This is a genomic window from Mycolicibacterium aurum (genome assembly GCF_900637195.1).
Lineage (GTDB): Bacteria > Actinomycetota > Actinomycetes > Mycobacteriales > Mycobacteriaceae > Mycobacterium > Mycobacterium aurum.
Genome location: NZ_LR134356.1, coordinates 3,962,111 through 3,987,452 on the forward strand (window position 1 = coordinate 3,962,111; position 25,342 = coordinate 3,987,452).

General features: G+C 68.0%; 22 protein-coding genes and 1 pseudogene. 7 read left to right on the forward strand and 16 right to left on the reverse strand.

Annotated elements, in window-relative coordinates; all coding sequences use genetic code 11:
* Positions 1-16: 16 nt before the first annotated feature.
* The 4 genes from EL337_RS18455 to EL337_RS18470 all read right to left on the reverse strand — a co-directional run bounded on the left by EL337_RS18455 (position 17) and on the right by EL337_RS18470 (position 4,612).
* A complete protein-coding gene (locus tag EL337_RS18455; protein ID WP_048633203.1) occupies positions 17-880 on the reverse strand; it encodes an endonuclease domain-containing protein in 864 nt (287 codons plus the stop codon).
* Between the two features lie 141 nt (positions 881-1,021).
* Positions 1,022-2,458, reverse strand: coding sequence for a vWA domain-containing protein (locus EL337_RS18460; RefSeq protein WP_048633202.1), 1,437 nt, complete (start codon positions 2,456-2,458; stop codon positions 1,022-1,024).
* The gene (locus EL337_RS18465) at positions 2,458-3,345 is read right to left on the reverse strand and encodes an AAA family ATPase (protein ID WP_048633201.1); all 888 of its coding nucleotides are present in this window, start codon (positions 3,343-3,345) and stop codon (positions 2,458-2,460) included. The genes EL337_RS18460 and EL337_RS18465 overlap by 1 nt, the downstream gene beginning before the upstream one ends.
* Before the next feature lie 19 nt (positions 3,346-3,364).
* Entirely contained in the window at positions 3,365-4,612 is a 1,248-nt protein-coding gene (locus EL337_RS18470; protein WP_048633200.1) for a glutamate-5-semialdehyde dehydrogenase, read from the reverse strand.
* A 72-nt stretch (positions 4,613-4,684) separates the two neighbouring features.
* On the opposite strand from EL337_RS18470, the gene EL337_RS18475 reads away from it, so the two are divergent.
* The 4 genes from EL337_RS18475 to EL337_RS18490 are packed head-to-tail and all read left to right on the forward strand — an operon-like array spanning position 4,685 to position 7,425.
* On the forward strand, positions 4,685-5,554 hold the full coding sequence (locus EL337_RS18475; RefSeq protein ID WP_048633199.1) for a ribokinase: 870 nt from the start codon (positions 4,685-4,687) through the stop codon (positions 5,552-5,554).
* Positions 5,555-5,578: 24 nt separating this feature from the next.
* Positions 5,579-6,442 (forward strand): enoyl-CoA hydratase/isomerase family protein, encoded by an 864-nt coding sequence (locus EL337_RS18480; RefSeq protein ID WP_048633198.1) that lies wholly within the window; start codon positions 5,579-5,581, stop codon positions 6,440-6,442.
* 48 nt (positions 6,443-6,490) lie between these two features.
* Positions 6,491-6,817: an ArsR/SmtB family transcription factor gene (locus EL337_RS18485; protein WP_048633197.1), complete on the forward strand. Its 327-nt coding sequence runs from the start codon at positions 6,491-6,493 to the stop codon at positions 6,815-6,817.
* Entirely contained in the window at positions 6,817-7,425 is a 609-nt protein-coding gene (locus EL337_RS18490) for a cation efflux transmembrane domain-containing protein (protein WP_048633196.1), read from the forward strand. Before EL337_RS18485 ends, EL337_RS18490 begins: the two co-directional genes overlap by 1 nt.
* Before the next feature lie 77 nt (positions 7,426-7,502).
* Here the strand turns inward: EL337_RS18490 and EL337_RS18495 are convergent, their stop codons facing one another.
* A complete protein-coding gene (locus tag EL337_RS18495) occupies positions 7,503-9,548 on the reverse strand; it encodes an NAD(+) synthase (protein WP_048633195.1) in 2,046 nt (681 codons plus the stop codon).
* Between the two features lie 122 nt (positions 9,549-9,670).
* On the opposite strand from EL337_RS18495, the pseudogene EL337_RS18500 reads away from it, so the two are divergent.
* Positions 9,671-10,087: pseudogene (locus EL337_RS18500) on the forward strand (Hsp20/alpha crystallin family protein); the annotation flags it as partial.
* A gap of 132 nt (positions 10,088-10,219) precedes the next feature.
* Complete coding sequence (locus EL337_RS18505) at positions 10,220-11,062, forward strand: NAD-dependent protein deacetylase (protein ID WP_048633193.1); 843 nt, start codon at positions 10,220-10,222, stop codon at positions 11,060-11,062.
* Here EL337_RS18505 and EL337_RS18510 read toward each other — a convergent pair.
* Positions 11,052-12,329, reverse strand: coding sequence for a cytochrome P450 (locus EL337_RS18510; RefSeq protein WP_048633192.1), 1,278 nt, complete (start codon positions 12,327-12,329; stop codon positions 11,052-11,054). The genes EL337_RS18505 and EL337_RS18510 overlap by 11 nt on opposite strands.
* A gap of 66 nt (positions 12,330-12,395) precedes the next feature.
* Between EL337_RS18510 and EL337_RS18515 the strand changes: the two genes are divergently transcribed.
* Positions 12,396-13,031, forward strand: a complete 636-nt coding sequence (locus EL337_RS18515; protein ID WP_048633191.1) for a TetR/AcrR family transcriptional regulator — start codon at positions 12,396-12,398, stop codon at positions 13,029-13,031.
* On the opposite strand, the gene proB is transcribed toward EL337_RS18515, so the two are convergent.
* The 10 genes from proB to EL337_RS18565 form a co-directional block, all read right to left on the reverse strand.
* On the reverse strand, positions 13,028-14,143 hold the full coding sequence (gene proB, locus EL337_RS18520; RefSeq protein ID WP_048633190.1) for a glutamate 5-kinase: 1,116 nt from the start codon (positions 14,141-14,143) through the stop codon (positions 13,028-13,030). The two genes, EL337_RS18515 and proB, sit on opposite strands and share 4 nt — an antisense overlap.
* Before the next feature lie 3 nt (positions 14,144-14,146).
* On the reverse strand, positions 14,147-15,601 hold the full coding sequence (gene obgE, locus EL337_RS18525) for a GTPase ObgE (RefSeq protein ID WP_048633189.1): 1,455 nt from the start codon (positions 15,599-15,601) through the stop codon (positions 14,147-14,149).
* 92 nt (positions 15,602-15,693) lie between these two features.
* Complete coding sequence (gene rpmA, locus EL337_RS18530; RefSeq protein ID WP_048633188.1) at positions 15,694-15,960, reverse strand: 50S ribosomal protein L27; 267 nt, start codon at positions 15,958-15,960, stop codon at positions 15,694-15,696.
* An 18-nt stretch (positions 15,961-15,978) separates the two neighbouring features.
* Positions 15,979-16,302, reverse strand: a complete 324-nt coding sequence (gene rplU, locus EL337_RS18535) for a 50S ribosomal protein L21 (RefSeq protein ID WP_048633187.1) — start codon at positions 16,300-16,302, stop codon at positions 15,979-15,981.
* A 155-nt stretch (positions 16,303-16,457) separates the two neighbouring features.
* On the reverse strand, positions 16,458-19,436 hold the full coding sequence (locus EL337_RS18540; protein ID WP_048633186.1) for a ribonuclease E: 2,979 nt from the start codon (positions 19,434-19,436) through the stop codon (positions 16,458-16,460).
* Positions 19,437-19,744: 308 nt separating this feature from the next.
* Positions 19,745-20,155: a nucleoside-diphosphate kinase gene (gene ndk, locus EL337_RS18545; RefSeq protein WP_048633185.1), complete on the reverse strand. Its 411-nt coding sequence runs from the start codon at positions 20,153-20,155 to the stop codon at positions 19,745-19,747.
* A 10-nt stretch (positions 20,156-20,165) separates the two neighbouring features.
* Positions 20,166-20,504, reverse strand: coding sequence for a DUF4233 domain-containing protein (locus tag EL337_RS18550; protein ID WP_048633331.1), 339 nt, complete (start codon positions 20,502-20,504; stop codon positions 20,166-20,168).
* A gap of 74 nt (positions 20,505-20,578) precedes the next feature.
* Positions 20,579-21,994, reverse strand: a complete 1,416-nt coding sequence (folC, locus tag EL337_RS18555) for a bifunctional tetrahydrofolate synthase/dihydrofolate synthase (RefSeq protein ID WP_048633184.1) — start codon at positions 21,992-21,994, stop codon at positions 20,579-20,581.
* A gap of 11 nt (positions 21,995-22,005) precedes the next feature.
* Positions 22,006-24,690: a valine--tRNA ligase gene (locus tag EL337_RS18560; protein ID WP_048633183.1), complete on the reverse strand. Its 2,685-nt coding sequence runs from the start codon at positions 24,688-24,690 to the stop codon at positions 22,006-22,008.
* A gap of 54 nt (positions 24,691-24,744) precedes the next feature.
* Positions 24,745-25,335: a DUF937 domain-containing protein gene (locus tag EL337_RS18565; RefSeq protein WP_048633182.1), complete on the reverse strand. Its 591-nt coding sequence runs from the start codon at positions 25,333-25,335 to the stop codon at positions 24,745-24,747.
* Between the last annotated feature and the right edge of the window lie 7 nt (positions 25,336-25,342).

The following is a 25,342-nucleotide window of genomic DNA, read 5'->3' on the forward strand; positions in this document are numbered from 1 at the left end:
GGATGAATCGGCACGCTCACCAGCCACCGCGGGCCCGCACAGCGGTATCGACCCGGTCGACGATCATGTCGGAGCGGCGTCTGAGCAGGTCGGCACCCACCCGGATGATCACCCATCCCGCCGCCTCCAGAAGGACCGCGCGTTCGATGTCCCACGCCCGCTGCCGTCCGTCGGTCCAGTGCTGCGCACCGTCGTATTCGACGGCCACCTTCCACCGCGGCCATCCCATGTCCAGGCGCGCAAAGACGCGGCCCCACCGGTCGCGCACCGCGATCTGGGTGGTCGGCGCCGGAATTCCGGCGCCGACCACCACCAGCCGCGTCGCCGACTCGTAGGGCGACTCCGCGCCGCCGTCGACGAGACTGGCGGTTCGGCGTAGGCGGCACATCCCCCGGGCACCCGGGTGCTGCCGCATCACGCTCTCGATGTCGTCCGAGGTCAGGCCGGTGGCGTTCATGAGCGCGTCGATCCTCTGCACACCCTCCCGCTCGGACAGCCGACGGCCCAGGTCGAATGCGGTGCGGGCAGGGGTGGTCACGGGCATCCCGGCGATCACGACGACCTCGCCGTCGGCCACGCTGTCAGAGCTGACGATGATGCCCTGCGGCGGCCGCCTATTGGCGTGTATCAACTGAGCCGGCGCATCGGGCTCGATCCACTTGGCACCCAGCAGCGCCGCGGCCGAGAGCCCCGACACCACCGCTTCCCGACCGGACCACAGCCACGCCGCGCGGGCTCTGCCCACCGCGTCCAGCTCGGCACCGCGGGGATGCCACACGCCCGGATGGACGGCTTCGTGGAATCGGCGCAGCTCCCGGAAGATCAGAGTGCCCGCCGCCAGCTGCTCGGATGCCCGAAACGGCGAGTCGATGTGCTTCATGGGGGCGACAGTGCCGACGCCGACCGACGGGTGAGGCGCCCTGGGCCGAGTTATCCACAGCCCGTCGCCGCGAGCGTGCAGCCTAATCCGCCTCCGACGGCGCGTCGCGGATGAAACGACACACTCGCGCCGACGACAGACCTAGACGGGAAGCAGGGAGTCGATCACCGAGGCCAGTTGCTTGGCCGAGCGGCACTCATGCATCGTGATGACGTCCTGGTAGCGCGGGACCGCCGAATCGCCGCTGCCCCACAGATGCTTGGGCTCGGGGTTGAGCCAGTGGGCGTGCCTGCTGGCATTGACCATGTGCGACAGCAGATCCGTCTCCGGATTGCGGTAGTTGTTGCGGCCGTCGCCGAGGACCAGCAGTGAACTGCGCGGTGACAGCACGTTGGGAAACTTGTCCAGGAACGACGAGAACGCGTGGCCATAATCGGAATGCCCGTCGCGGGTGTAGACGGCGGCCTCGCGGGTGATGCGCTGCACGGCGACGGCAAGGTCGGATTCCGGGCCGAAGAGCTCGGTCACCTCGTCCGTGGTGTCGATGAAGGCGAAGACCCGTACGCGCGAGAACTGTTGGCGCAGAGCGTGCACGAGCAGCAGCGTGAAGTGGCTGAAGCCCGCGACCGAACCCGACACGTCGCACAGCACGACCAGCTCGGGTCGGGCCGGGTGCGGCTTCTTGAGCACCACGTCGATGGGCACCCCACCGGTGGACATCGATTTGCGCAGCGTCTTGCGCAGATCGATCTCGCCCGCGCGTGAGCGCCGCCTGCGCGCCGCCAACCGCGTGGCCAGCGTGCGCGCCAGCGGGCCGACCACCCGCCGCATCTGGCGCAGCTGTTCACCCGATGCCCGCAGGAACTCGACGTTCTCGGCGAGCTGGGGCACGCCGTACATCTGCACATGGTCGCGGCCGAGTTGCTCGGCGGTACGCCGCTTGGTCTCCCCTTCGACCATCTTGCGCAGTTGAGCGATGCGTTGCGCGGCAATCGCTTTGGCGATCTGTTCCTGTGTGGGGGTGGGCTCGTCACCATAGGGCGCCAACAGGCCCGCCAGCAGCCGGCCTTCCAGGTCATCGAGGCTCATCGCCTTGAGCGCCTGGTAGGACGAGTAGGACGGTCCGCGGCTGGAGCTGTAGCGGCCGTAGGCTTCGACGATCTGGGCGATCATCGCCGCCAGCCGCTCGTCGATGTTGGCCATGTCTTCGTTGTCGGTCAGCATGTCGACGAGCGCGCTGCGCAACGCCTCGATGTCCTCGGGCGGAAGTCCCTCGCCGTCCTCGGACTCGTCGGCCACCAAGGTCCTGGCGCCCAGGGCCGCCGGAAAGTACAGGTCGAACAGCGCGTCGTAGGTCTCGCGGTGATCCGATCGTCGGAGCACCGCGCACGCGAGCCCTTCACGCAGTACCGCGCGGTCGGCCAACCCGAGCGTGGCCATCACCTGCCCGGCATCCACCGTTTCCGATGGACCCACCGAAATCCCTTGGCCGCGCAAGGCTTCCACGAACTCGACCAGATGGCCGGGGATCCCGTGTGGTGCCAACGGCTGGGGCGGGCGGGTGCGGCGAGGTGGCATTAGTTGAGCCTCAGCTCCCCCGCCGCCTTGGTCTGGTCCGACTGGTGCTTGAGCACGACACCCAGCGTGGCGGCGATCAACTCGTCGTCGATGGTGTCCATGCCCAGCGCCAGCACGGTGCGGCCCCAGTCGATGGTCTCTGCGACCGACGGCAGCTTCTTGAGCTGCATACCTCGCAGCACCCCCACGATGCGCACCAGCTCCTCGGCGAGGCGCTCGGGCAGCTCCGGGACCCGCGACAGCAGGATGCGGCGCTCCAGGTCCGGATCGGGAAAATCGATGTGCAGGAACAGACACCGCCGCTTGAGCGCCTCCGACAGCTCGCGCGTCGCGTTCGACGTCAACACCACCAGCGGTCTGCGCTCGGCGGTGATGGTGCCGAGCTCTGGCACCGTCACCGCGAAATCGCTGAGCACCTCCAGCAACAGACCCTCGATCTCGATGTCGGCCTTGTCGGTCTCGTCGATCAGCAGCACCGTGGGCTCCGTGCGCCGGATCGCGGTGAGCAAGGGACGGGTCAGCAGGAATTCCTCGGAGAACACGTCCATCTTGGTCTGGTCCCAGTCACCGTGACCGCCTTGGCTTCCGGTCTGGATGCGCAGGATCTGCTTGGCGTGATTCCACTCGTACAGCGCGCGCGCCTCGTCGACGCCCTCGTAGCACTGCAGACGCACCAGTTCCGACTCGGTGGCCTGGGCGATCGCGCGGGCGAGCTCGGTCTTGCCGACGCCCGCGGGACCCTCCACCAGCAGCGGCTTACCGAGCCGGTCGGCGAGGAACACCGCGGTGGCCGTTGCGGTGTCGGGCAGATAGCCGGTCTCGGCCAGCCGCCGCGCGACATCGTCGATGTCGGCGAACAGCGGCACCGTACGTGCGGGGACAGTCATGATTGTCTGTGCTCCTGACTTAGGCCGGACGGGTGTGGCCGTCGCCCCACACGATCCATTTGGTCGACGTCAATTCGGGAAGCCCCATCGGTCCACGGGCATGCAGCTTCTGGGTGGAGATGCCGATCTCGGCACCGAAGCCGAACTGCTCCCCGTCGGTGAACGCGGTCGACGCGTTCACCATCACCGCCGCCGCGTCCACTCGCTCGGTGAATCGTTGCGCAGCAGCATGATCGGTCGTGACGATGGCTTCGGTGTGGCCCGTGCCGTACTCGTTGATGTGGTCGATCGCCGAGTCCAGGCCGTCGACAACGAGAAGCGCGATGTCCATGGAGAGGAACTCGGCACGCAGCTCGTCCTCCGACGGGTCGACGTGCACCGTGACGCCGGCCGCCTGCAGTGCATCGGTCAGCCTCGGCACGGCGGCACCGGCGATCGCGGAGTCGATCAACAGCGACTCCGCGGCGTTGCAGACACTCGGCCGCCGCGTCTTGGCGTTCAGAAGAATGCTCTCGGCCATGTCGAGGTCGGCCGATTCATGAACGTAGACATGGCAGTTGCCGACACCCGTTTCGATGGTGGGCACCTGCGCATCACGCACGACGGCGTCGATCAGACCGGCTCCGCCGCGCGGGATGACGACATCGACGAGCCCGCGGGCCTGGATCAGATGCGTGACGCTGGTGCGGTCCTGGCTGGGCAGCAGCTGCACGGCGTCGACGTCGAGACCTTCGGTGGCCAGCGCGGCCCGCAGCGCGTCCACCAACGCTGCGTTGGAGCGGGCGGCCGACGAACTGCCGCGCAGCAGAACGGCGTTGCCGGACTTCAGCGTCAACCCGAAGGCGTCGACGGTGACGTTCGGACGACCCTCGTACACGATGCCGATGACGCCGAGGGGCACCCGCTGCTGACGTAGTTGAAGGCCGTTGGGCAGCGTGCGGCCGCGCAGCACCTCACCGATCGGGTCCGGCAGACCGGCGACCTGCCGCAGACCGTCGGCGATCCCTTCGACGCGGGCGGGATCCAGCGCGAGCCGGTCCAGCATCGCGGTGGCAGTTCCTGCGGCGCGGGCAGCATCGAGATCGGCCTGGTTGGCCTCCAGGATCGCGCGCGTGTTCATCAAGACGTGGTCGGCGGCGGTGCGCAGTGCACTGTTCTTCGCGTCCGTGCGCAGTGTCGCCAGTTCGCGTGCCGCCGCGCGGGCTCGCCGGGCAGCGTCGTGCACCTGCTGGCGCACATCGGAGACAGCGGGGGCCTGGACACTCATCAGGCCAGCGTATCGAACGTGTCCGCGGCATTCGACACGTGTCGACCGGCGCACCCACTAGCGTTGACCGTTATGGCGACCCGGCTCTGCGTGGTGGGCAGTGTCAACGCCGACCTGACGTTCACGGTCGACGCGCTGCCCCGGCCCGGACAGACGATTCTGGCCGGTTCGCTGGTCTCCGCCCCGGGCGGCAAGGGCGGCAACCAGGCGGTCGCAGCCGCGCGGGCCGGCGCCACGGTGCAGCTCGTCGCGGCGTTGGGCACCGACGGTGCCTCCCACCAATTGCGCGATCACCTCAGCGCCAACGGCGTGAGCCTCGACGGTGTGGTCGCGGTGCCGGGACCCAGCGGCTCGGCCGCCATCCTCGTCGACTCCGCGGCCGAGAACTGCATCGTGGTGGCGCCGGGCGCGAACGCACACCTGAGCATGAGCGCACACGGCGTCCAGTCCGTGGTGGCCGACTCCGACGTGGTGCTGATCTCGCTGGAGATTCCGCCTGATACCGCCGTCGCCGCGGCTCGCGTGGGACAGTCCGCCGGGGCGACTGTCGTGGTCAACGCCTCCCCTGCCTTGCTGGATCCTGCCGTGCGGGCCGACCTCGCCGCGGCGGCCGACGTCATTGTCGTCAACGAGACCGAGGCCGACGACTGGCTCGACGACGACGGTGTGCGGGTGCCACACCTGGTGATCACGCGCGGCGCTCAAGGTGCCACACACATCGGCGCAGAACGGTTCGACGTCGCAGCCCCTGCCGTGGAGCCGGTGGACACCACCGGCGCCGGCGACGTGTTCGCCGGCGTCCTGGCCGCGACGTGGCCCGAGGGGCTGCGCCGCGCACTGCAGCGGGCCTGTGCCGCGGGCGCGCTGGCCACTCTGGTTCCCGGTGCGGGCGACTGTGCGCCTTACAGTGAGGCTATCGAGGACGTCATCGACGCGTCCTGACACCCGACGAGCGGAGGACCGCACATGACGACCGGACCCCGCCCCCCTGGGACATCTCCCGCCCGCCCCCCTGGGACATCTCCCGCCCGCCCCCCTGAAGGTGACTGGCTCGGCACCCCCTTCCTCCACTTCACCCGCGAGGGCCCGTTCGGGGTGTGCCGGCTCGACCGGCCGGAGGCCCGCAACGCGATGACCCCGGCGATGTACTTCGGCATCAAGTACGCCGTCAAGCACGTCGACACCGACCCGGACCTCGCCGGGCTGCTCATCACGGGCACCGGCGATGTCTTCGCCCCTGGCGGTGACATGGGTGGCGGTGGGGCCGACAACTGGTTGACGTTCGGCTCGGCGTTGGGCATGGACGCGCTGCCGTTCGACACCCTGCGGCAGTCGGTGAAGCCGGTGGTTGCCGCGGTCAACGGCCTGTGTCAGGGCGGCGGCATGCAGATCGCGCTGTGCGCCGACATCGCTGTGGTCAGCGACCGGGCCACGTTCCGCGTGCCCGAGCTCTACCGCGGAATCGCCGATACGTACTACAGCCACATGCTGACGCGGCTGATCGGCCCGGTCCGCACCCGCGACCTGATGTTCACCGGCCGCACGCTCACCGCCGCCGAGGCTCACGACTGGGGGCTGATCGCCCGGGTGGTGGCACACGACGACCTCGCCGACGCGGCCCGAGAGGTGCTCGGCCAGTGCTGCCGCACGGCGCCGGCAGCCCGGACGGTGATCAAGTCCAGCATCGACAACTACATCGGGCTTTACGACCGGATAGGTATGCAGGCCAGCCTGGGAGCTCCCGAATCGATCGAGGGCTTCCTGGCGTTCAAGGAACGCCGATCGCCGTCCTGGGTGCATCCCGATCTGCGGATCGACGGCCGACTCTAGATAGTTCAGCGTTGCCTGAATACAAGTGTCGCTGTACTGTCTGCGAACATGCAGGTCCTGTCCAGCGACGCGCTGTCCCGTTTCGGATATGCCCTCTCGGATCCGACGCGCGCGAAGATCTTGCTGATCCTGCGGGACGGTCCGGGATATCCGTCCGAGCTCGCCGACCGCATCGGAGTGTCGCGCCAGATCCTGTCCAATCACCTTGCCTGCCTGCGCGGGTGCGGACTCGTCACCGTCAGCCCCGAGGGCAGGCGCAGCCGCTATGAGCTGACCGACCGTCGCATCGCCCACGCGCTGACCGACCTCGTGGACCTGGTCCTGGATGTGGACCCAGCGTGCTGTCCCGACAGCAACGAACAGGGCTGCTGCTGATGACGGACACCGTTCACCGACGTGCCGTACTCACCCGTCGCGTCCGACTGCTCGTCGCCGCGACGATCACCTACAACATCGTCGAGGCGATCATCGCTCTCACCGAGGGCACCCGGACCTCATCTGCGGCCCTCATCGGGTTCGGCCTCGACTCCCTCGTCGAGGTGTCCTCGGCCGCGGCGGTCGCGTGGCAGTTCTCCGCCAAAGACCCTGCGGTGCGCGAGAAGACCGCGTTGAGGTTCATCGCGTGCTCATTCTTCGTGCTGGCCGGCTACGTCGCCATCGACGCCACGCTCTCGCTGGCGGGCCTTCGCGAGCCCCGCCCGTCGACGGTCGGCATCGCGCTCGCCGTGGCAAGCCTGGTGATCATGCCCGTCTTGTCGCTCGCCCAACGGCGCACCGGACGCGAGCTGGGTTCCGCCTCCGCGGTCGCCGACGCCAAACAGACGCTGCTGTGCACCTACCTGTCGGCGGTACTTCTCGGCGGCCTGGTGCTCAACGCTCTGTTCGGCTGGACGTGGGCCGATCCCGTTGCCGCGCTGGGCATCGCCGCACTCGCGGCGCGCGAGGGGGTCGACGCCTGGCGCGGCGATCCCTGCTGCGGCTGAGGGGTACGCCGTCGTTGACACTGCAGTGAGGGCGATGACACGCCGAGCGGCTGCGCCATCAGCGCAGTCTCGACGATTCAGTCCGTGGGGATCGCCCTCTCGATCTCATCCAGCCACGTGCGCGCGGACATGTCCGACGGTGCCCGCCAATCCCCGCGGGGCGACAGCGATCCGCCGTGGGACACCTTGGGGCCGTTGGGTAGCGCGGACCGCTTGAACTGGGAGAACGAGTAGAAGCGCTGCGCGAACACCTGCAGCCAGTGCCGGATCTCCGTGAGCGAGTAGGCCGGCCGTTTGTCCGGCGGAAATCCTGGCGGCCAGTCACCGCGGTCCGCGTCACTCCAGGCGTGCCAGGCCAAAAATGCCACCTTGGACGGCCGGAATCCGAACCGCAGCACCTGGAACAGCGAGAAGTCCTGCAGCGCATAAGGTCCCACCTTGGCCTCGCTGCTCTGGATCTCTTCGTCCTCGCCGGTGGGCACCAGTTCGGGGGTGATCTCGGTGTCGAGGACCGACTGGAGAACGTCGTTGACGGCCGCATCGAACTCGCCCGCCGAGATGACCCAGCGGATCAGGTGCTGGATGAGGGTTTTGGGGACCCCGGAGTTGACGTTGTAGTGCGACATCTGGTCACCGACACCGTAGGTGGACCACCCCAGCGCGAGCTCGGAAAGGTCGCCGGTTCCCAACACGATCCCGCCGCGCTGGTTCGCCAGGCGGAACAGGTAGTCGGTGCGCAGGCCGGCCTGCACATTCTCGAACGTGATGTCGTAGACCTTCTCGCCCCGCGCGAACGGATGGTCCATCTCGCTGAGCATCAGCTGCGCCGTCTCCCGGATGTCGATCTCGGAGAACGTCACCCCGAGCGTTTCACCGAGCCGGACGGCGTTGCCCTTGGTGCGGTCGCCGGTCGCGAAGCCGGGCAGCGTGAACGCGAGGATGTCGCTGCGCGGGCGCCCGAGGCGGTCCATCGCGCGGGCGGCGACGATCAGCGCATGGGTGGAATCCAGTCCGCCGGAGACGCCGATGACGACCTTGGTCGACGGGCCGATCGCCCGAAGACGCTGCTCGAGCCCGGCCACCTGGATGTTGTAGGCCTCGTAGCAATCCTGCTGCAGCCGTGTGGCATCCGACGGGACGAACGGAAACCGCTCGATCCGGCGCCGCAATCCGATGTCACCGGGCGGTGGGTCGAGCAGGAACTCCACCCGCCGGTACCGCTCGGCGGTGATGCCGTGATGGACCCGATTGTCGTCGAAGGTACCCATCCGTAACCGCTCCGAGCGCAGCAGTTCCAGGTCGACGTCGGCGACGGAGCGACGCACGCCTTCCGGAAAACGCTCCGACTCGGCCAGGAGCACCCCGTTCTCCCACACCATCGTCTGCCCGTCCCAGGCCAGATCGGTGGTGGATTCGCCCTCGCCCGCGGCGGCATAGACGTAGGCAGCCAGACAGCGCGCCGAGGCCGACCGCGCGAGCAGCGCCCGGTCGTCGGCCCTGCCGATGGTGATGGGGCTGCCCGACAGATTCGCCAGCACCGTCGCCCCGGCCAGCGCCGCCTCGGCGCTCGGTGGGATCGGCACGAACATGTCCTCGCAGATCTCGACGTGCAGAACGAGACCGGGCACATCGGAGGCGGCGAACAACAGGTCCGGACCGAAGGGGACGTCCTCGTCACCGATGCGCACCACACCTTTGACGTCGTCGCCCGCGGCCATCTGGCGCCGCTCGTAGAACTCGCGGTAGGTGGGCAGATAGGACTTCGGCACCACACCGAGCACCCTGCCGCGGTGTATCACCACGGCGGTGTTGTAGATCCGGTGGCCGAACCGCAGAGGCGCCCCGACCACCAGGACCGGCATCAGGCCGCTGGATCCGGCGACCACCTCGAGAACTGCCTCGTGCACGGCCTCCAGCAGGGCGTCCTGCAGCAGGATGTCCTCGATCGAATATCCCGACAGGGTGAGCTCGGGAAAGACGGCGACCGCCACGCTGTCGGCGTCGCAGTCGCGCGCCACCGACAACACCGATTCGGCGTTGGCGGCCGGATCACCGATGGCCACCGGCTGGGTGCAGGCAGCGACGCGGACGAATCCTTGCTGGTAAGCCGAGTAGAAGTCCATCGTCCCTATTGTCGCCCGCCGTCGATCGAAAACCGCTCACGGGGTGCCGTGTTGGCTTTGCGTTCGCCCAGCCGCACCGCGCCCGATCCGAACAATTTCCCTGGTGCGCGCATGGTAAACGTATGAACAAGGTTGCCACCCAAGGCCAATCACGTCCGCTGCTGTCCGATCTCGTGGATCTGTTCGACAACCTGCCTGGCATGGCAGCGTTACGCCCTCTCTTCGACAGCCGCGCGATCCGCGTCGAGGACCACACCTACGACGACGTCTACGAGATCCGGGCCGAGCTGCCCGGCGTGGATCCCGAGGAGGACATCGAGGTCACGGTGCGCGACGGCCGGGTCACGATCACCGCCGAGCGGGTGCGCCCAGACGAGGGCAGCGGCCGCTCGGAGTTCAGCTACGGGTCTTTCACCCGGACACTTGCTCTGCCCGACGGTGCCGACGAGGACGATGTCAACGCCGTCTACGACCGCGGCATCCTCACCGTGTCGGTGCCGCTGTCCGACGAGCACCGGGTCGAGAAGCATGTCGAGGTCATCGAGATCGTCGCAATCGAGCACCACGAGGACGAGGACGAGGACGACGTTCATCACCCGAGCAATGCCAGCACTGAGCACGCTGACCAGCACGAACCCGTGCATCAGGGCTGATCACCTACATTTGACAGGGTGGAAGCACCCGAGCTCGTCTCTCTGCTGAGAGACCGACGTGTCGCGGTGTTGACCGGCGCCGGCATCTCCACCGACTCCGGGATCCCCGATTACCGGGGCCCCGATTCCCCGCCGAGCAACCCGATGACGATCCGCCAGTTCACCTCCGATGCGGTGTTCCGTCAGCGCTACTGGGCGCGCAACCATCTGGGGTGGCGGCACATGGACCGGACGCGCCCCAACGCCGGGCACCGCGCGCTGGCTGCGTTGGAACGTGCCGGCGTGGTCTCGGGCGTCATCACCCAGAACGTCGACCTGCTGCACTCAAAGGCGGGCAGCGACGTGGTGATCGACCTGCACGGCACCTACGCGCAGGTGATCTGCCTGGACTGCGGCGCGACGATGCCGCGCGCGACCCTCGCCGAACTTCTCGAGGACGCCAACCCGGGCTTCACCGAGCGAGCGGCCGCGGTGGGCGGTATCGCGGTCGCCCCCGATGCCGACGCGATGGTGGCCGATACGACTGCGTTCCAGATCGTCGACTGCCCGAGCTGCGGCGGGATGCTCAAACCCGACATCGTCTACTTCGGCGAGAATGTACCCAAAGAGCGTGTCGAGCAGGCGTATTCACTCGTCGACGGTGCCGATGCGCTGCTGGTCGCCGGATCGTCGCTGACCGTCTACTCCGGATACCGCTTTGTCCGACACGCCGCCGCCGCGGGGATGCCGATAGCGATCATCAACCGGGGGCGGACCCGAGGCGACGACCTCGCGACGGTCACGATCGACACCGGCTGCTCCCCGATGCTGACACTGCTCGCCGAGGAACTACCCACGCTCGGATCCGTCGTCACCAGGTGACAGGCATCCTGCGCACGGCGTGGACGAAATTGCCTGCCACATAGGACGGATCGCCGGCCGCCAATTCGGGGATCTGGGACAGCAGCTCGCCGATGATCGCGCGCAGCTGGGCACGTGCGACATGGGCGCCGAGACAGAAGTGCCTGCCACCGCCACCGAAGCCGAGGTGCGGATTGGGATCTCTGCCCAGATCCAACCGGTCGGGCCAGTCGAACACGCTGGTGTCTCTGTTGCCCGACGAGTAGAACATCACGACCTTCTCCCCCGCCGAGATCTTCTGCCCGTTGAGCTCGTAATCCGTTGCGGCCGTGCGACGGAAGGTCATCACCGGACTCGCCCACCGGATGAACTCCTCGCCCGCCGTGCCGATCCGGTCATCGAATGCGGCCAGCAGCCAGGCCCTCTGGTCAGGGAAATCGGTGAGCGCCTTCATCGCGTGGCTGGTGGTCTGGCGGGTGGTGTCGTTGCCCGCCACCGCGAGCAACACGAAGAATGCGGCGATCTCGTTGTCGGTCAGCCGCGCTCCTTCGACCTCGGCGTGGACGAGCGAGCTGAACAGGTCGTCACCGGGTGTGGCGCGGCGTTCGGCCGCCAGCGTCAGCGCCACCTGGTGTAGGTACATCTGGCTGGTGACCAGCACTTCCAGCGGGTTGCGTCCGTCCAGGTACTCGGGGTCGCCCCAGCTCACCATCGCGTCCGCGGCATCGGCCACGGCGTGCCGCTCGGATGCGGGAATACCGACCATGTCCGACAGCGTCCGTACCGGTAGTTCCTTGGCGCAGTGGCTCACAAAGTCGACACCGCTGCCCGCCGCCTTCAGTTCCGCCACGATGTCGCGCGCGTTCGCCTTGATCGAATCCTCGATCCGCCGCACCTGGCGGGGCGTGAACGCGGAGTGAACCACTTTGCGCAGCAGCGTATGACGGGGTGGGTCCATGGCCAGGAACGACTGCGATGCCTCGAGCAACTCTTCGGGGACGTTCTCGAAGAGCACACCCTTGCCGGACAGGAAGACCTCACTGTTTCGGCTGACCTCGACGATGTCGGCGTGCCGGGTCACCGCCCAGTAGCCGGGGTCGTCCGGATCGGGCATCAGCGCGTCTTCGACCGGCGGGTGCCAGCTCACCGGACGTTCCCTGCGGAGCTCGGCGAACGATCGTTCCCGCTCAGTGGCGGTGGTGGCCCAGAAGGCGCGCGAAGACAGGTCGATGGGGTCGTAGGCGCGGGCTGCGGCCCGCGGCGTCGTTGTGTTCGACGTCACAGTCATGGAGCCGACAATACGACTAGACACCATGTCTAGTCAACGTGCGCAACTCTCCGATAAGCTCGGGCGATGCCGTCGGTGACCAGAAAGCCGCAGGCCACTCGGCAGGAGCGGCGCGAGCAGATCGAGCGACGTCTGCTCGACGCGACCGACCGGCTGATGGGTGACGGCGCGAGCATCACCGAGCTCAGCGTCGACCGGCTGGCCACTGAAGCCGGCATGTCCCGGGCCAGCTTCTACATTTACTTCGAGGACAAGGGCCACCTGCTCCGCAGCCTGGCCAGACACGTCTTCGTCGACCTCACCGAAGCCGCGCAGCGCTGGTGGTCGGTGGCGGACCGCCGCGACCCGGACGACGTGCGCGCTGCGATGGCGGCGATCATCGCCGCATACCGGCGTCATCAACCCGTCCTGGTGGCCCTCAACGAGATGGCCCCCTACGACACGGCGGTCGGCGATACCTATCGTGACCTGCTGGCCGAGGTGAGCGACGGGTTCCGGGCCGTCATCGTCGACGGCCAGACCACCGGGGCGATACGGCCGCAGCTGCCGCCGCAGACGACCGCGCACACGCTGGTGCTGATGGTGGAGCGGACATGCCAGCAGAACCTGCCGGCCAAGCCGGTGTCGTTCGACGCCGAACTTGCGGACGTGCTGACCCAGATCGTATGGGGCGCGCTCTACCTCGAGCCGGTCCCGGGCTAGACGGCGACGAGATCGTCGGCGTGCACCGCGGGGCGGCGCATCTCCGCCGGCAGATCCGAGGTGGACCTGCCCAGCATGGTCGCGAGTTCAGCCGCGTCGTAAGCGACCACTCCGCGCGCCACCATGGTGTCGTCCTTGGTGCGCAGCTCGACGACATCACCGCCGTAGAACCGGCCGGACAGGGCCGTGATTCCGGCCGCCAGCAGCGAGCGACGCTGTCGCACAACGGCGTTGACCGCGCCATCATCCAACGTCAGCGCACCGGAGGCCTCTGCGGCGTAGCGCACCCAGAACCGCCGGGCCGACATGCGCTCGGCGCGCGGCGCGAAGACGGTGCCCACCGACGCGTCGGCCAGAGCGGCGGACGCGTCCGAGGCCGCAGCCAGCAGTACCGGCACTCCGGCGTCGGCCGCCAGCAGCGCCGAGGACAGCTTCGAGACCATTCCGCCGGTGCCCAGATGACTACCACGGCCGGCGGTCACGCCCTCCAGATCGTCGGGACCGGTGACCTCGGGGATGAAGCGCGCCGGATCGTCCGGGGACGCTTTGCGAGGATCACCGTCGTAGAGGCCGTCGATGTCGCTCAGCAGGATCAGGGCATCCGCGCCGATCAGGTGGGCGACCAGGGCCGAGAGCCGGTCGTTGTCACCGAATCTGATCTCGTTGGTCGCCACGGTGTCGTTCTCGTTGACGATCGCCACCGCATGCAAAGCGCGTAGCCGGTCCAGGGTGCGCTGAGCGTTGGTGTGCTGCACTCGCATCGAGATGTCGTGGGCGGTCAGAAGAACCTGCCCCACGGTGCGGTCGAAGCGCCCGAACGCGGCGCTCCACGCGTTCACCAGGGCCACCTGACCGACGCTAGCGGCGGCCTGTTTGGTCGCCAGATCGGTCGGCCGCTTCGTCAGCCCGAGCGGTTCGATGCCTGCTGCTATCGCCCCCGAGGACACGATCACCACATCGGAGCCGGCCGTCATCCGCGCTTCGATGGCATCGGCGAGGTACTGCAGGCGGGACGCGTCGAACACGCCGCTGGGTGTGGTCAGTGCGGTGGTGCCGATCTTCACGACGACAGAACGCGCGCTACGGATCACCTCGCGGTGAACGGAATTCACGTGCTACTCACTACCGTCGCCGCTTTCCCGGCGGGCCTTCCTCGCCGCCTTGCGCTCGTCGGCCGCGATCCGGTCGCTCTGCTCCAGACGCACGTCGGTGCCGCGGCCGGTCAGCGGCACGTCGACGCCGACGCCGGCGGGTGTCTGCGGCTCCCAGTCGAAGGTCATGTCGCCGATCGTCACCGCGCAACCCGGCCGTGCGCCGAGCTTCAACAGCGCGTCCTCCACGCCCAGGCGCGCCAACCGGTCGCCGAGGTAGCCGACGGCCTCGTCATTGTCGAAATTGGTCTGGGCCACCCACCGCTTGGGGCGGGTGCCGTTGACCACGAATCCACCCATGCCGTCGGCCTTGACGGTGAATCCGGTGTCATCGACGGCGACCGGCCGGATCACGGGACGGCGCGGGACCACCTCGGGTTGCGCGGCCCGATACGACTCCACCATCTCCCACAACGCAAATATCAACGGCCGCAGTCCTTCTCGGGCGACTGTTGATATCTCGAACACCGGCCAGCCGAACTTCTGCGCAATGTCATCGCGGACGAAGTCGGCGAGCTCGCGGGCATCGGGGACGTCGATCTTGTTGAGCACCACTGCGCGTGGGCGTTCAGCGAGATCGCCGAGCGTCGAATCGCCCTGCAGCGTCGGTGTGTAGGCGGCGATCTCAGCCTCGAGCGCCTCGATGTCCGAGATCGGATCACGGCCGGGGTCCATCGTCGCGCAATCGACGACGTGCACCAGCACCGCACAGCGTTCGATATGCCGCAAGAAGTCCAGACCGAGGCCACGCCCTTCGGAGGCCCCCGGGATCAGCCCGGGAACGTCAGCGACGGTGAACGTGTGCTCCCCCGCCGAGACGACGCCGAGGTTGGGTGCCAGCGTGGTGAACGGATAGTCGGCAATCTTGGGCTTGGCTGCCGAGATGGTGGACACCAGCGACGATTTACCCGCCGAGGGAAAGCCGACGAGGCCGACATCGGCCACCGTCTTGAGTTCCAGGGTGAGGTCCCGGATGTCACCCTGCTCACCGAGCAGCGCGAAACCGGGAGCCTTGCGCGCACGCGAGGCGAGAGCGGCGTTACCGAGACCCCCGCGACCGCCCGCGGCGGCTTCGAATCGTGTTCCGGCACCGACCAGGTCGGCCAGGATCTGTCCACGCTCGTCGAGGACAACGGTCCCGTCGGGAACCCGCACCTCCAGATCGGCGCCTGCGGCACCGTCGCGGTTGCTGCCGGCGCCGCCCTTGCCGGACGGTGCGACCACGTGCGGATGGAAGTGGAAGTCCAGCAGGGTGTGCACCTGGGGATCGACGACGAAGACGATGCTGCCGCCACGCCCGCCGTTACCCCCGTCGGGGCCGCCGAGTGGTTTGAACTTCTCGCGATGTACCGACGCGCAGCCGTTGCCGCCGTTCCCGGCCCGCGCGTGAATGACAACGCGATCGATGAACCGGGGCATCGGACGTCCTTTCCATGACGAGATCTACTTTGTGCGGGCTTCGACGCTACGGCCGGCCGCGCACAACGACGATCTCGACGTTAAGGGCGACCTCAGGCGTCGACGCGGGCGACCTTGACGATGTTGACGAACTTACGCCCGCGCTTGGTGCCGAACTCCACAGCGCCGGGAGCCGTGGCGAACAGCGTGTCGTCCCCACCGCGGCCGACGTTGACGCCGGGATGGAAGTGCGTGCCGCGCTGGCGGACGAGGATCTCGCCGGCCTTGACGACCTGGCCGCCGAAGCGCTTGACGCCGAGTCGCTGCGCGTTCGAGTCACGACCGTTGCGTGAGCTGGAAGCGCCCTTTTTGTGTGCCATGTTCTGCCGCTCCCGTCGTTACTTGATGCCGGTCACTTTGAGCACCGTCAACTGCTGACGGTGACCCTGCCGCTTGTGGTAGCCGGTCTTGTTCTTGAACTTGTGGATGCGGATCTTCGGGCCCTTGGTGTGCTCAAGGACCTCGCCGGTGACCGCGACCTTCTCCAACGCCGACGCATCGGTGGTCACCTTCGCGCCGTCGACCACGAGGGCGACGGGAAGCGACACGGTGCCACCGGGCTCGACGTCGAGCTTCTCCACCTTGACGATGTCACCGGCAGCGACCTTGTACTGCTTGCCACCGGTCTTGACGATCGCGTACGTGGCTGTTTCGGCTGCCATCGTTGGTCTTCCTCTACTTCGCGTGCGGGCGCGCATCACCGGGGTGTGCGTGCGGGTCTTGGTGCGGGATCTGGTCCCGTCTCCGGCCAGCGTGGGCAGGCCCCTGGAGACAACTGGTCAAGGGTACGTGACCAGCGGGTAGAGGGTCAAACCGCTCAGTCACCACTTGGCGGACCAGCGGGCCGCGCTGCCGCGCGCCTCCGCTGACGGCCTGCCGGGACGGCGACGGGCTCGTCCTCGTCATCCTCATCGTCATCGTCATCATCGTCGTCGTCGTCGAGATCGCCGTCCTCGTCGTCGTCCTCGTCATCCTCATCGTCGAGGTCATCGATGTCGTCGTCCTCGTCGTCGTCGTCCTCGTCGTCGAGATCGATCTCGCCTGCCTCGTCCTCGTCGTCCGAGTCGTCCTCGTCGGCGTCGTCGGCGTCGTCCTCGTCGGCGTCGTCGCCGAACTCGTCGTCGAGTTCGCCGGTCACCGCGGGTGTGGCGTCGGTATCGAGCTCGCCGACCTCTTCGGGCGCCTGCGTCGCGTCGAAGTCGTCGTCGGATTCCTCGTCGCCCTCGGGCTTGCCGTTGGCCGCGGCCATCGCCTTGAACATCGGATGCTCACCCGGCAGGTGCGCGGGGACCTTGGCCACCTGGACTTCCGGCTCGGCTTTCGCGGCACCACGCTTGCCGCGCTTGCTGCGTCGCCCGGTGCCCGGTTCTGCGGCCTTGCGGCCGGCGCTCGCCATGGCCGACGCGGTGTCCACGGGATCGCCGTGGAGCATGATGCCGCGACCCTGGCAGTGCGTGCAGGTGGTGGAGAACGCCTCGATCAGGCCGGTACCCAGCTTCTTGCGAGTCAGCTGGACCAACCCGAGCGAGGTCACCTCCGACACCTGGTGTCGTGTGCGGTCCCGGCCCAGCGCTTCGGTCAGCCGGCGCAGCACCAGATCCCTGTTGGATTCCAGCACCATGTCGATGAAGTCGATGACCACGATGCCGCCGATGTCGCGCAGCCGCAGTTGGCGCACCGTCTCCTCGGCAGCCTCCAGGTTGTTGCGCGTGACCGTCTGCTCGAGATTGCCGCCGGAACCGGTGAACTTGCCAGTGTTGACGTCGACGACGGTCATGGCCTCGGTGCGGTCGATCACGAGCGTGCCGCCGGACGGCAGATACACCTTGCGATCCATCGCCTTGGTGAGCTGTTCGTCGATCCGGTGCACGGCGAAGACGTCGGGCGCCTCCGAACCGGCCGGCTCGTACTTCGTCATCCGGGGAAGCAACTCGGGCGCGACGGACGTCACGTAGTCGTTGATGGTCTGCCATGCGTCGTCGCCCGACACGATGAGGCCGGAGAAGTCCTCGTTGAAGAGGTCGCGGATCACCTTGACCAGCACGTCGGGCTCTTCGTAGAGCGCCACCGCGGCGCCGGCCTTCTTCTCGCTGATCCCGGCGGCCTTGGCCTCGATCTCCGTCCAGCGCTTCTGCAGCCGCTCGACATCGGTGCGGATGTCGTCTTCCTTGACGCCCTCGGACGCCGTGCGGATGATCACGCCCGCATCGGCGGGGACCACCTCACGCAGAATCTCTTTGAGCCGCTGCCGCTCGGTGTCGGGCAGCTTGCGGCTGATGCCGGTCGAGGATGCCCCCGGCACGTACACCAGGTAACGGCCCGCCAGCGAGACCTGCGTGGTCAGCCGTGCACCCTTGTGTCCTACCGGATCCTTGCTGACCTGCACGACGACGTAGTCGCCCGGTTTGAGCGCCTGCTCGATCTTGCGCTGCGCGCCGCCGAGGCCCGCAGCCTCCCAGTTGACCTCGCCGGCGTACAGCACGCCGTTGCGACCGCGGCCGATGTCGACGAAGGCCGCCTCCATCGACGGCAGCACGTTCTGCACGATGCCCAGGTAGATGTTGCCGACCAGGGACGCCGAAGCCGCCGACGTCACGAAGTGTTCGACGACGACGCCGTCCTCCATGACCGCGATCTGGGTGTATCGGGAGCCTTCGTGCGGCGGCTCGCTGCGCACCTTGTCGCGGACGACCATGACGCGTTCGACAGCCTCGCGTCGGGCCAGGAACTCGGCTTCGCTGAGGATGGGTGGGCGGCGCCGGCCCGCGTCGCGGCCGTCCCGGCGCCGCTGCCGCTTGGCCTCCAGTCGCGTCGAACCGCTGATGCCCTGGATCTCGTCCCGGTCGGACTTGTCGGACCGGTCGCCCCGGCCGGACTTCCTGGGCTCCCGCTCGTGGACCACGGTGTTGGGCGGATCGTCCGGGGTGGATCCGTTGTCGGAGTCGTCGCCCGAGCCGGACTTGCGGCGACGGCGACGGCGCCGACGGCGGCTGCCTGCGTCGCCGCCCGAGCCGTCGTCATCGCCGTTGTCGTCGTCGGAGTCATCGGACTCGTCGCCGCTGTCGGACTTCTCACCGTCGGACTCGTCGGCGTCGGAGTCGGTGGCCGGCTCGTCGCCGTTCTGTTCGCCGCGGCCGCGGCCACGGCCCCGGCGTCCCCGCCGGCGGCGTTTCGCGGTGGGACGGCCCGACTGGTCGTCATCGGAGTCGGAATCCGAATCATCGTCGTCGTCGGAATCGTCATCGTCGCTGTCGTCGGCGTCCCGGGCGACGTCGTCGAACCGGACGGGCTGCGGCGCGACGAAAAGCGGCAGGTAGTCGGCGGGCTCGACGGCCGGCCGCGAGGCCGGCGTCTCCAGGATCAACCGGGACTCCGGCTCGTCCTCGGCCGGCGCGTCGGCGGCCGGTTCGGGAACCTCGGCGGCCGGTTCGGGAACCTCGGCGACCGGCTCGGGAACCTCGGCAACCGGCTCGGGTGCGGCGGCCGGTGCTACGTCCGGCTGGGGATCGTCGGGCTGAGCAGCCTCCGCGGCGGGCTCGGGCTCGGCGAGCGCCTGGCGCACGCGGTCGGCCTCGTCAGGGCCCACCGTCGAGTGCGCGCTGCGCGAGCGACCGTCCACCTCCCGGAGGGCGTCGATGATCCGCTTGCTGGTGGTGCCCAGCACCCGGGCCAGCGAGTGAACCCTCAGCTTCTCGGGCGGTGGCGCATCCTTGGCCTCAGCAGAGGAGTCAGCGGCGAGCCGTGGCTCCTCCGTGAAGTCCTGGGTTGACGCTTCAAAATTGTCATTGTCGGCCACAAACTCTCCTCAAGCCCCCGGGCGCGTCATTTGCTGACGCGGCCACGCGAGGGCTTCCGATTCTTCGTCCGGGCTGACTACTCCCGGACCTTGTTTGGTCTTGCTCCGAGTGATCCCGAAGGAACGGTCTCGGTGCCGGTCTGAATGATGGCTGGACTGTCTGCGCCGCACCGCTGTAGCGATGGTCGCGATGTCGAAGTCTTCATTCGGGTGACCGACCCGGGTTGTAAGGCGGGTCACCCTCGACCATTATCCCACACGTTCCGGGGTGGAACGCCAAGGCCGGGTTAGCTCGGGCGAGGCGGCCTCTATCGGCCGGGGAACCAGAGGTCGATCTCGCGGACGGCCGAGTCCGGCGAATCGGAGCCGTGCACGAGGTTGAACTGGGTCTCCAACCCCAGGTCACCCCGGATGGTGCCGGGTGTGGCCTTCTCCACGGGATCGGTGCCTCCGGCCAGTTGCCGGAACGCCGCGACGGCCCGCGGCCCCTCCAGGATCGCCGCAACAACGGGACCTGAGGTGATGAATTCCAGCAGCGACGGGAAGAACGGCTTGCCCTCGTGCTCGGCGTAATGCGCCCGGGCCAGCTCGTCGCTGACGTCCTTGAGCTCAAGGGCCGCGACAGTCAGACCTTTGGCTTCGATTCGGCTGATGATCTCTCCGATGAGTCGGCGCTGCACACCGTCGGGCTTGATCAGGACGAGAGTTCGCTCAGTCACGGGTCACAGACTAGTCGGACGTGGGCTGCTGGCCCGGAAGGAGCCCTCGCTTCTGCCGACGAAGCACCTCGGCGCGCAGGTAGGCGATGAGCAGCCACACCACCACGAAGAGCAGACCGATGAAGCCGATGCCGGGATAGATGAACCAGCCGCCGACCAGTAGTACCTGCACGCCCAGGTTGGCCCAGATCGCCCATGACCTGCCCTGGACGCCGGCCATCAGCACCAGGATCACCGCGACGCCGATGACGTAGGCCATGGACCCCGCCGTCAGCCCGGGACCGACAGCGCCCACCACCGGAAGCGCGAGCAGCACGACGATGGCTTCCAGGATCAGGGTGCCGGCCATCACCCCCCGGAAACTCTTCCAGGGATCCGGCGGCGCGGGAGCGGGCTCGCCGGGTACGGGATCCGACGGCCCGCTCACGCGGGGTCCTTCCCGAACAGCGTCCGCGCGGCGCCCGCGGTGACCACCGAACCGGTGATGACGATGCCCGCTCCGCTCAGCCCCCCGGCGTCGCCGTCGTTTCCGGAGTCCTCGACCACCGCAGTCGCGGTCTCGATGGCATCGGCCAGGGTGGCGGCGGTGATGACACGTTCCGGACCGAAGATCTCTTCGGCCTTGACGGCCAGCGCCTCCACCTCGAGCGCCCGCGGTGACCCGTTGTGCGTGACCACGATCTGATCCAGCACGGTGTCGAGCGCCGCGAGGATGCCGTCGACGTCCTTGTCGCTCATCACCGACACGACGCCGACGAGATACCGGAAGTCGAACTCGTCGCGCAGGGCCTCCGCCAATGCCGCGGCCCCTGCCGGGTTGTGTGCCGCGTCGATGAACACCGTTGGCGCATTGCGCAATCGCTCCAGCCGGCCCGGTGACGTCACCTCGGCAAAGCCCGCGCGGACGGCATCGATGTCCAGTTGTCGCTGGGCGCCGGCACCGAAGAACGCCTCGACGGCCGCCAGCGCCACGACCGCGTTGTGCGCCTGATGTTCGCCGTGTAGCGGCAGGAAGATCTCCGGATACAGCCCGCCGAGACCCTGCAATTGCAGCAGCTGGCCGCCGACTGCCACCTGACGGCCGACGACGGCGAACTCCGAGTCCTCCCGGGCGACCGCGGCGTCGGAGCGCACCGCCTGTGCGAGTAGCACTTCCATCGCCTCGGGTACCTGACGGGCAAGCACGGCGACGGTGTCGGTGGGGACCAGATCGTCGGCCTGTCTGGTGATGATCCCGGCCTTCTCGCCGGCGATCTCGGCGATCGTGTCACCGAGGTAGTCGGCGTGGTCGATACCGATCGGCGTGATCACCGCGACCGGCGCGTTGACGACGTTGGTGGCGTCCCATCGGCCGCCCAGCCCGACTTCGACCACCGCTACGTCGATCGGCGCGTCGGCGAACGCGGCGAACGCCATTGCCGTGACGACCTCGAACTTGCTCATCTTCGGGCCGCCGGCAGCCTCTGATTGCTGGTCGACGAGCTCGACGAAGGGTTCGATCTCGCGGTAGGTGTTCACGTAGGTCGCTGGGCTGACCGGCTTTCCGTCGATGGCGATGCGCTCCACCGCCGACTGCAGGTGTGGGCTGGTGGTGCGGCCGGTGCGCCGGTGCAGCGCGGTCAGCAATGAGTCGACCATCCTGGCCACCGAGGTCTTGCCGTTGGTCCCGCCGATGTGAATCGAGGGGTAGCCGAGCTGAGGCGAGCCGAGAAGCTCCAGAAGTGCCGAGATCCGGGCGGTGCTCGGCTCGATATTGGTCTCGGGCCAGCGCTGGTCCAGCAGGTGCTCGACCTGCAGGAGTGCCGCGACCTCGTCGGGGGTGGGCTCGGGCGTCGGCATTGTCGGTTCGGTCATGAGAGGGCGCCCATGCGGGCGGTGATCCGTTCCACTTCCTCGCCGGCAAGCTGCTGGCGTGCCTTGATCTTGTCCACGACCGCGGCGGGCGCCTTGGCCAGGAACGCCTCGTTGCCGAGCTTCGCCGACGTGCCCGCCAGCTCCTTCTGCGCGGCGGCGAGGTCCTTCTCCAGCCTGCGGCGCTCGGCTTCCACGTCGACGGTGCCCGAGGTGTCGAGCTCGACCAGCACCGTTGCCGTGGTCAAACGCACTTCCACCGATGCCGACGGGCTGAACTCGTCGGCCGGTGGCGTCAGCCAGGCCAGTGCCGTCACCGCGGCGACGTGGTCGTCCAGACCGGCGGCGGACACCTGCGACAGCCGGGCGGGAACCCGCTGGCGATCGGCCAGACCCTGATCGCTGCGGAACCTCCGCACCTCGGTGATGAGCTTCTGCATGTCGGAGACCCGTTGCGCCGCAGCGTGATCCACTGCGAAACCGGTGGGTGCGGGCCAGTCGGCGACGACGAGCGACTCTCCCCCGGTCAGCGTCTTCCACAGCACCTCGGTGACGAACGGCATCACCGGGTGCAGCAGCTTGAGCAGGACGTCGAGCACGAAGGCCAGCACCGCGGTGGTGCGTGCGGTGTGTGCCTCTTCCTGGCTCAGCTGCACCTTGGCCAGCTCCAGGTACCAGTCGCAGAACTCGTCCCATGCGAAGTGGTACAGCGATTCGCAGGCCCGGTTGAACTCGTACGAGTCGAACGCGCCATCGACCTCGGCGCGGACCTCCTCGAGCCGACCGAGGATCCAACGGTCGGCGTCGGTGAGTGCGTCGACCGGGGGCAGCGGGGCGGGGCTGGCGCCGTTGAGCAACGCGAACCTGGTGGCGTTGAACAATTTCGTGGCGAAGTTCCGGGAGGCGCGGGCGTGGTCCTCGCCGATGGCGAGGTCACCGCCCGGACTGGCGCCACGCGCGAGTGTGAACCGCAACGCGTCGGCACCGAACGTCTCCACCCAGTCAAGCGGGTCGATGCCATTGCCCCGCGACTTGCTCATCTTGCGACCGAATTCGTCGCGAATCAGCCCGTGCAGGAACACATTCTCGAAGGGAACCTGCGGAGGCCGGGCACCGTCCCCTGTGATGGCGGGGTCGTCGCCGATGAACGTGCCGAACATCATCATCCGCGCCACCCAGAAGAACAGGATGTCGTAGCCGGTCACCAGCACGGTGGTCGGGTAGAACTTCTCCAACTCGGGCGTGCGGTCCGGCCATCCCATCGTCGAGAACGGCCACAGCGCGGAGCTGAACCACGTATCCAGCACATCGGGGTCCTGCTCCCAACCGTCCGGCGGCGTCTCGTCCGGGCCGACGCACACCGTCTGGCCCTCGGGTCCGTGCCAGATCGGGATGCGGTGTCCCCACCACAGCTGCCGTGAGATGCACCAGTCGTGCATGTTGTCGACCCAGGCGAACCAGCGCGGCTCCAGGCTGGCGGGATGAATCACCGTGTCGCCGTTGCGGACTGCATCTCCGGATGCCTTGGCCAGCGACTCCACCTTGACCCACCACTGCAGGCTGAGTCGGGGTTCGATGGGCTCGCCGCTGCGCTCGGAATGGCCCACGCTGTGCAGGTAGGGGCGCTTCTCCGCGACGATGCGGCCTTCCGCGGCCAGCGCCTCGCGCACCGCGACCCGCGCCTCGAAGCGGTCCATGCCGTCGAATTGCGTTCCGGTGTCGGCGATCCGGCCTTTGGTGTCGAGCATCGTCGGCATCGGCAGCTGATGGCGTAGCCCGATCTCGAAGTCGTTCGGATCGTGCGCCGGGGTGACTTTGACTGCACCCGTTCCGAATTCGGGGTCGACGTGCGCGTCGGCCACGATGATGATGTCACCGTCCAGGAACGGATGCGGCAGCCTCTTGCCGACGAGGTTGCGATAGCGGTCGTCGTCGGGGTGCACCGCGATCGCGGTGTCGCCGAGCATCGTCTCCAACCGGGTCGTCGCCACGACGATGTGCGGTTCGTCGTCGTTCATCGAGCCGTACCGGAACGACACCAGCTCGCCCTCGACGTCTTCGTATTTCACCTCGAGGTCGGAGATCGCGGTCTCCAGGACCGGCGACCAGTTGACCAGTCGCTCGGCCTGGTAGATCAGCCCGGCGTCGAAGAGCCTCTTGAAGATCGTGCGCACGGCACGGGACAGGCCCTCGTCCATCGTGAACCGGTCGCGGCTCCAGTCCACCCCGTCGCCGATCCTGCGCATCTGCGCACCGATGGTGCCGCCGGACTCGCGCTTCCAGTCCCAGACCTTGTCGATGAAGAGCTCGCGGCCGAAGTCCTCTTTGGTCTTACCGTCGACCGCGAGTTGCTTCTCGACCACGCTCTGGGTGGCGATGCCGGCGTGATCCATCCCCGGCAACCACAGCACCTCGTAACCCTGCATGCGCTTGCGCCTGGTCAGCGCGTCCATCAGCGTGTGGTCGAGGGCGTGGCCCATGTGCAGGCTGCCGGTGACGTTGGGGGGCGGCAGCACGATCGAGTACGGCGGCTTGTCGCTGCTGGGGTCGGCGGTGAAGTAACCGGCCTTGACCCAGCCGTCGTACAGGTCGCTCTCTACTGCGCCCGGATCCCAGGACTTGGGGAGGGCATCGAGCTCAGGGACGCTCGAGGCGTCGCCGGTGGCGTGGGGCGGGGAGGTCACCGCGCCATTCTAGGAAGGCTCCGGGAACTACTGCGTCCGGCCTGGTGGCCCGCGCTACTTCCGTCCGCCCAGCAACCCACCCAGGATGTCACCGAGGCCGCCGGCCTTGTCGCCGCCCAGCACACTGCCGAGGATGCTGCCGAGCGGGTTGTCCGCGGCACTTCCACCACGGCCGCCGCCCAGCATGCCGCCGAGGATGTCGCCGAGGCCACCTCCCCCGGACTGCCCGGGCGCCGCCTGGCCGCCGGTGAGTTTCCTGCCGATGTAGGCGAGCACGATCGGGGCCAGGATCGGCAACAGCTTGTTGATCAGCTCGCTGTTGCCGGCACCGCCGCTGGACAGCGCGGAGGCCACCTGAGCGGTGTCGTTGCCGCCGAAGATCTTCGCGACGGCCTTGGACCCGTCGGACTCGTCGACCTGGTCGACGCTGACACCGCCGTCGAGCAGCCCGCTGGCGGCGTGGTTGTTGGCCGCGGAGGCGATGTTCGACGCCGTACCGGGGTCCTGTGCGTTGTGTTGCAGGCCCCCGACGAGCACCGGCAGCAGCGTTTTGACGGCGCTGCTCACCTCGCCCTCGTCGACGCCGAGCCTGGTCGCGATCTGCCCGGTGGGAATCTCGCGAAAGAGTTCATCGAGGTCAGCCATGAATCGA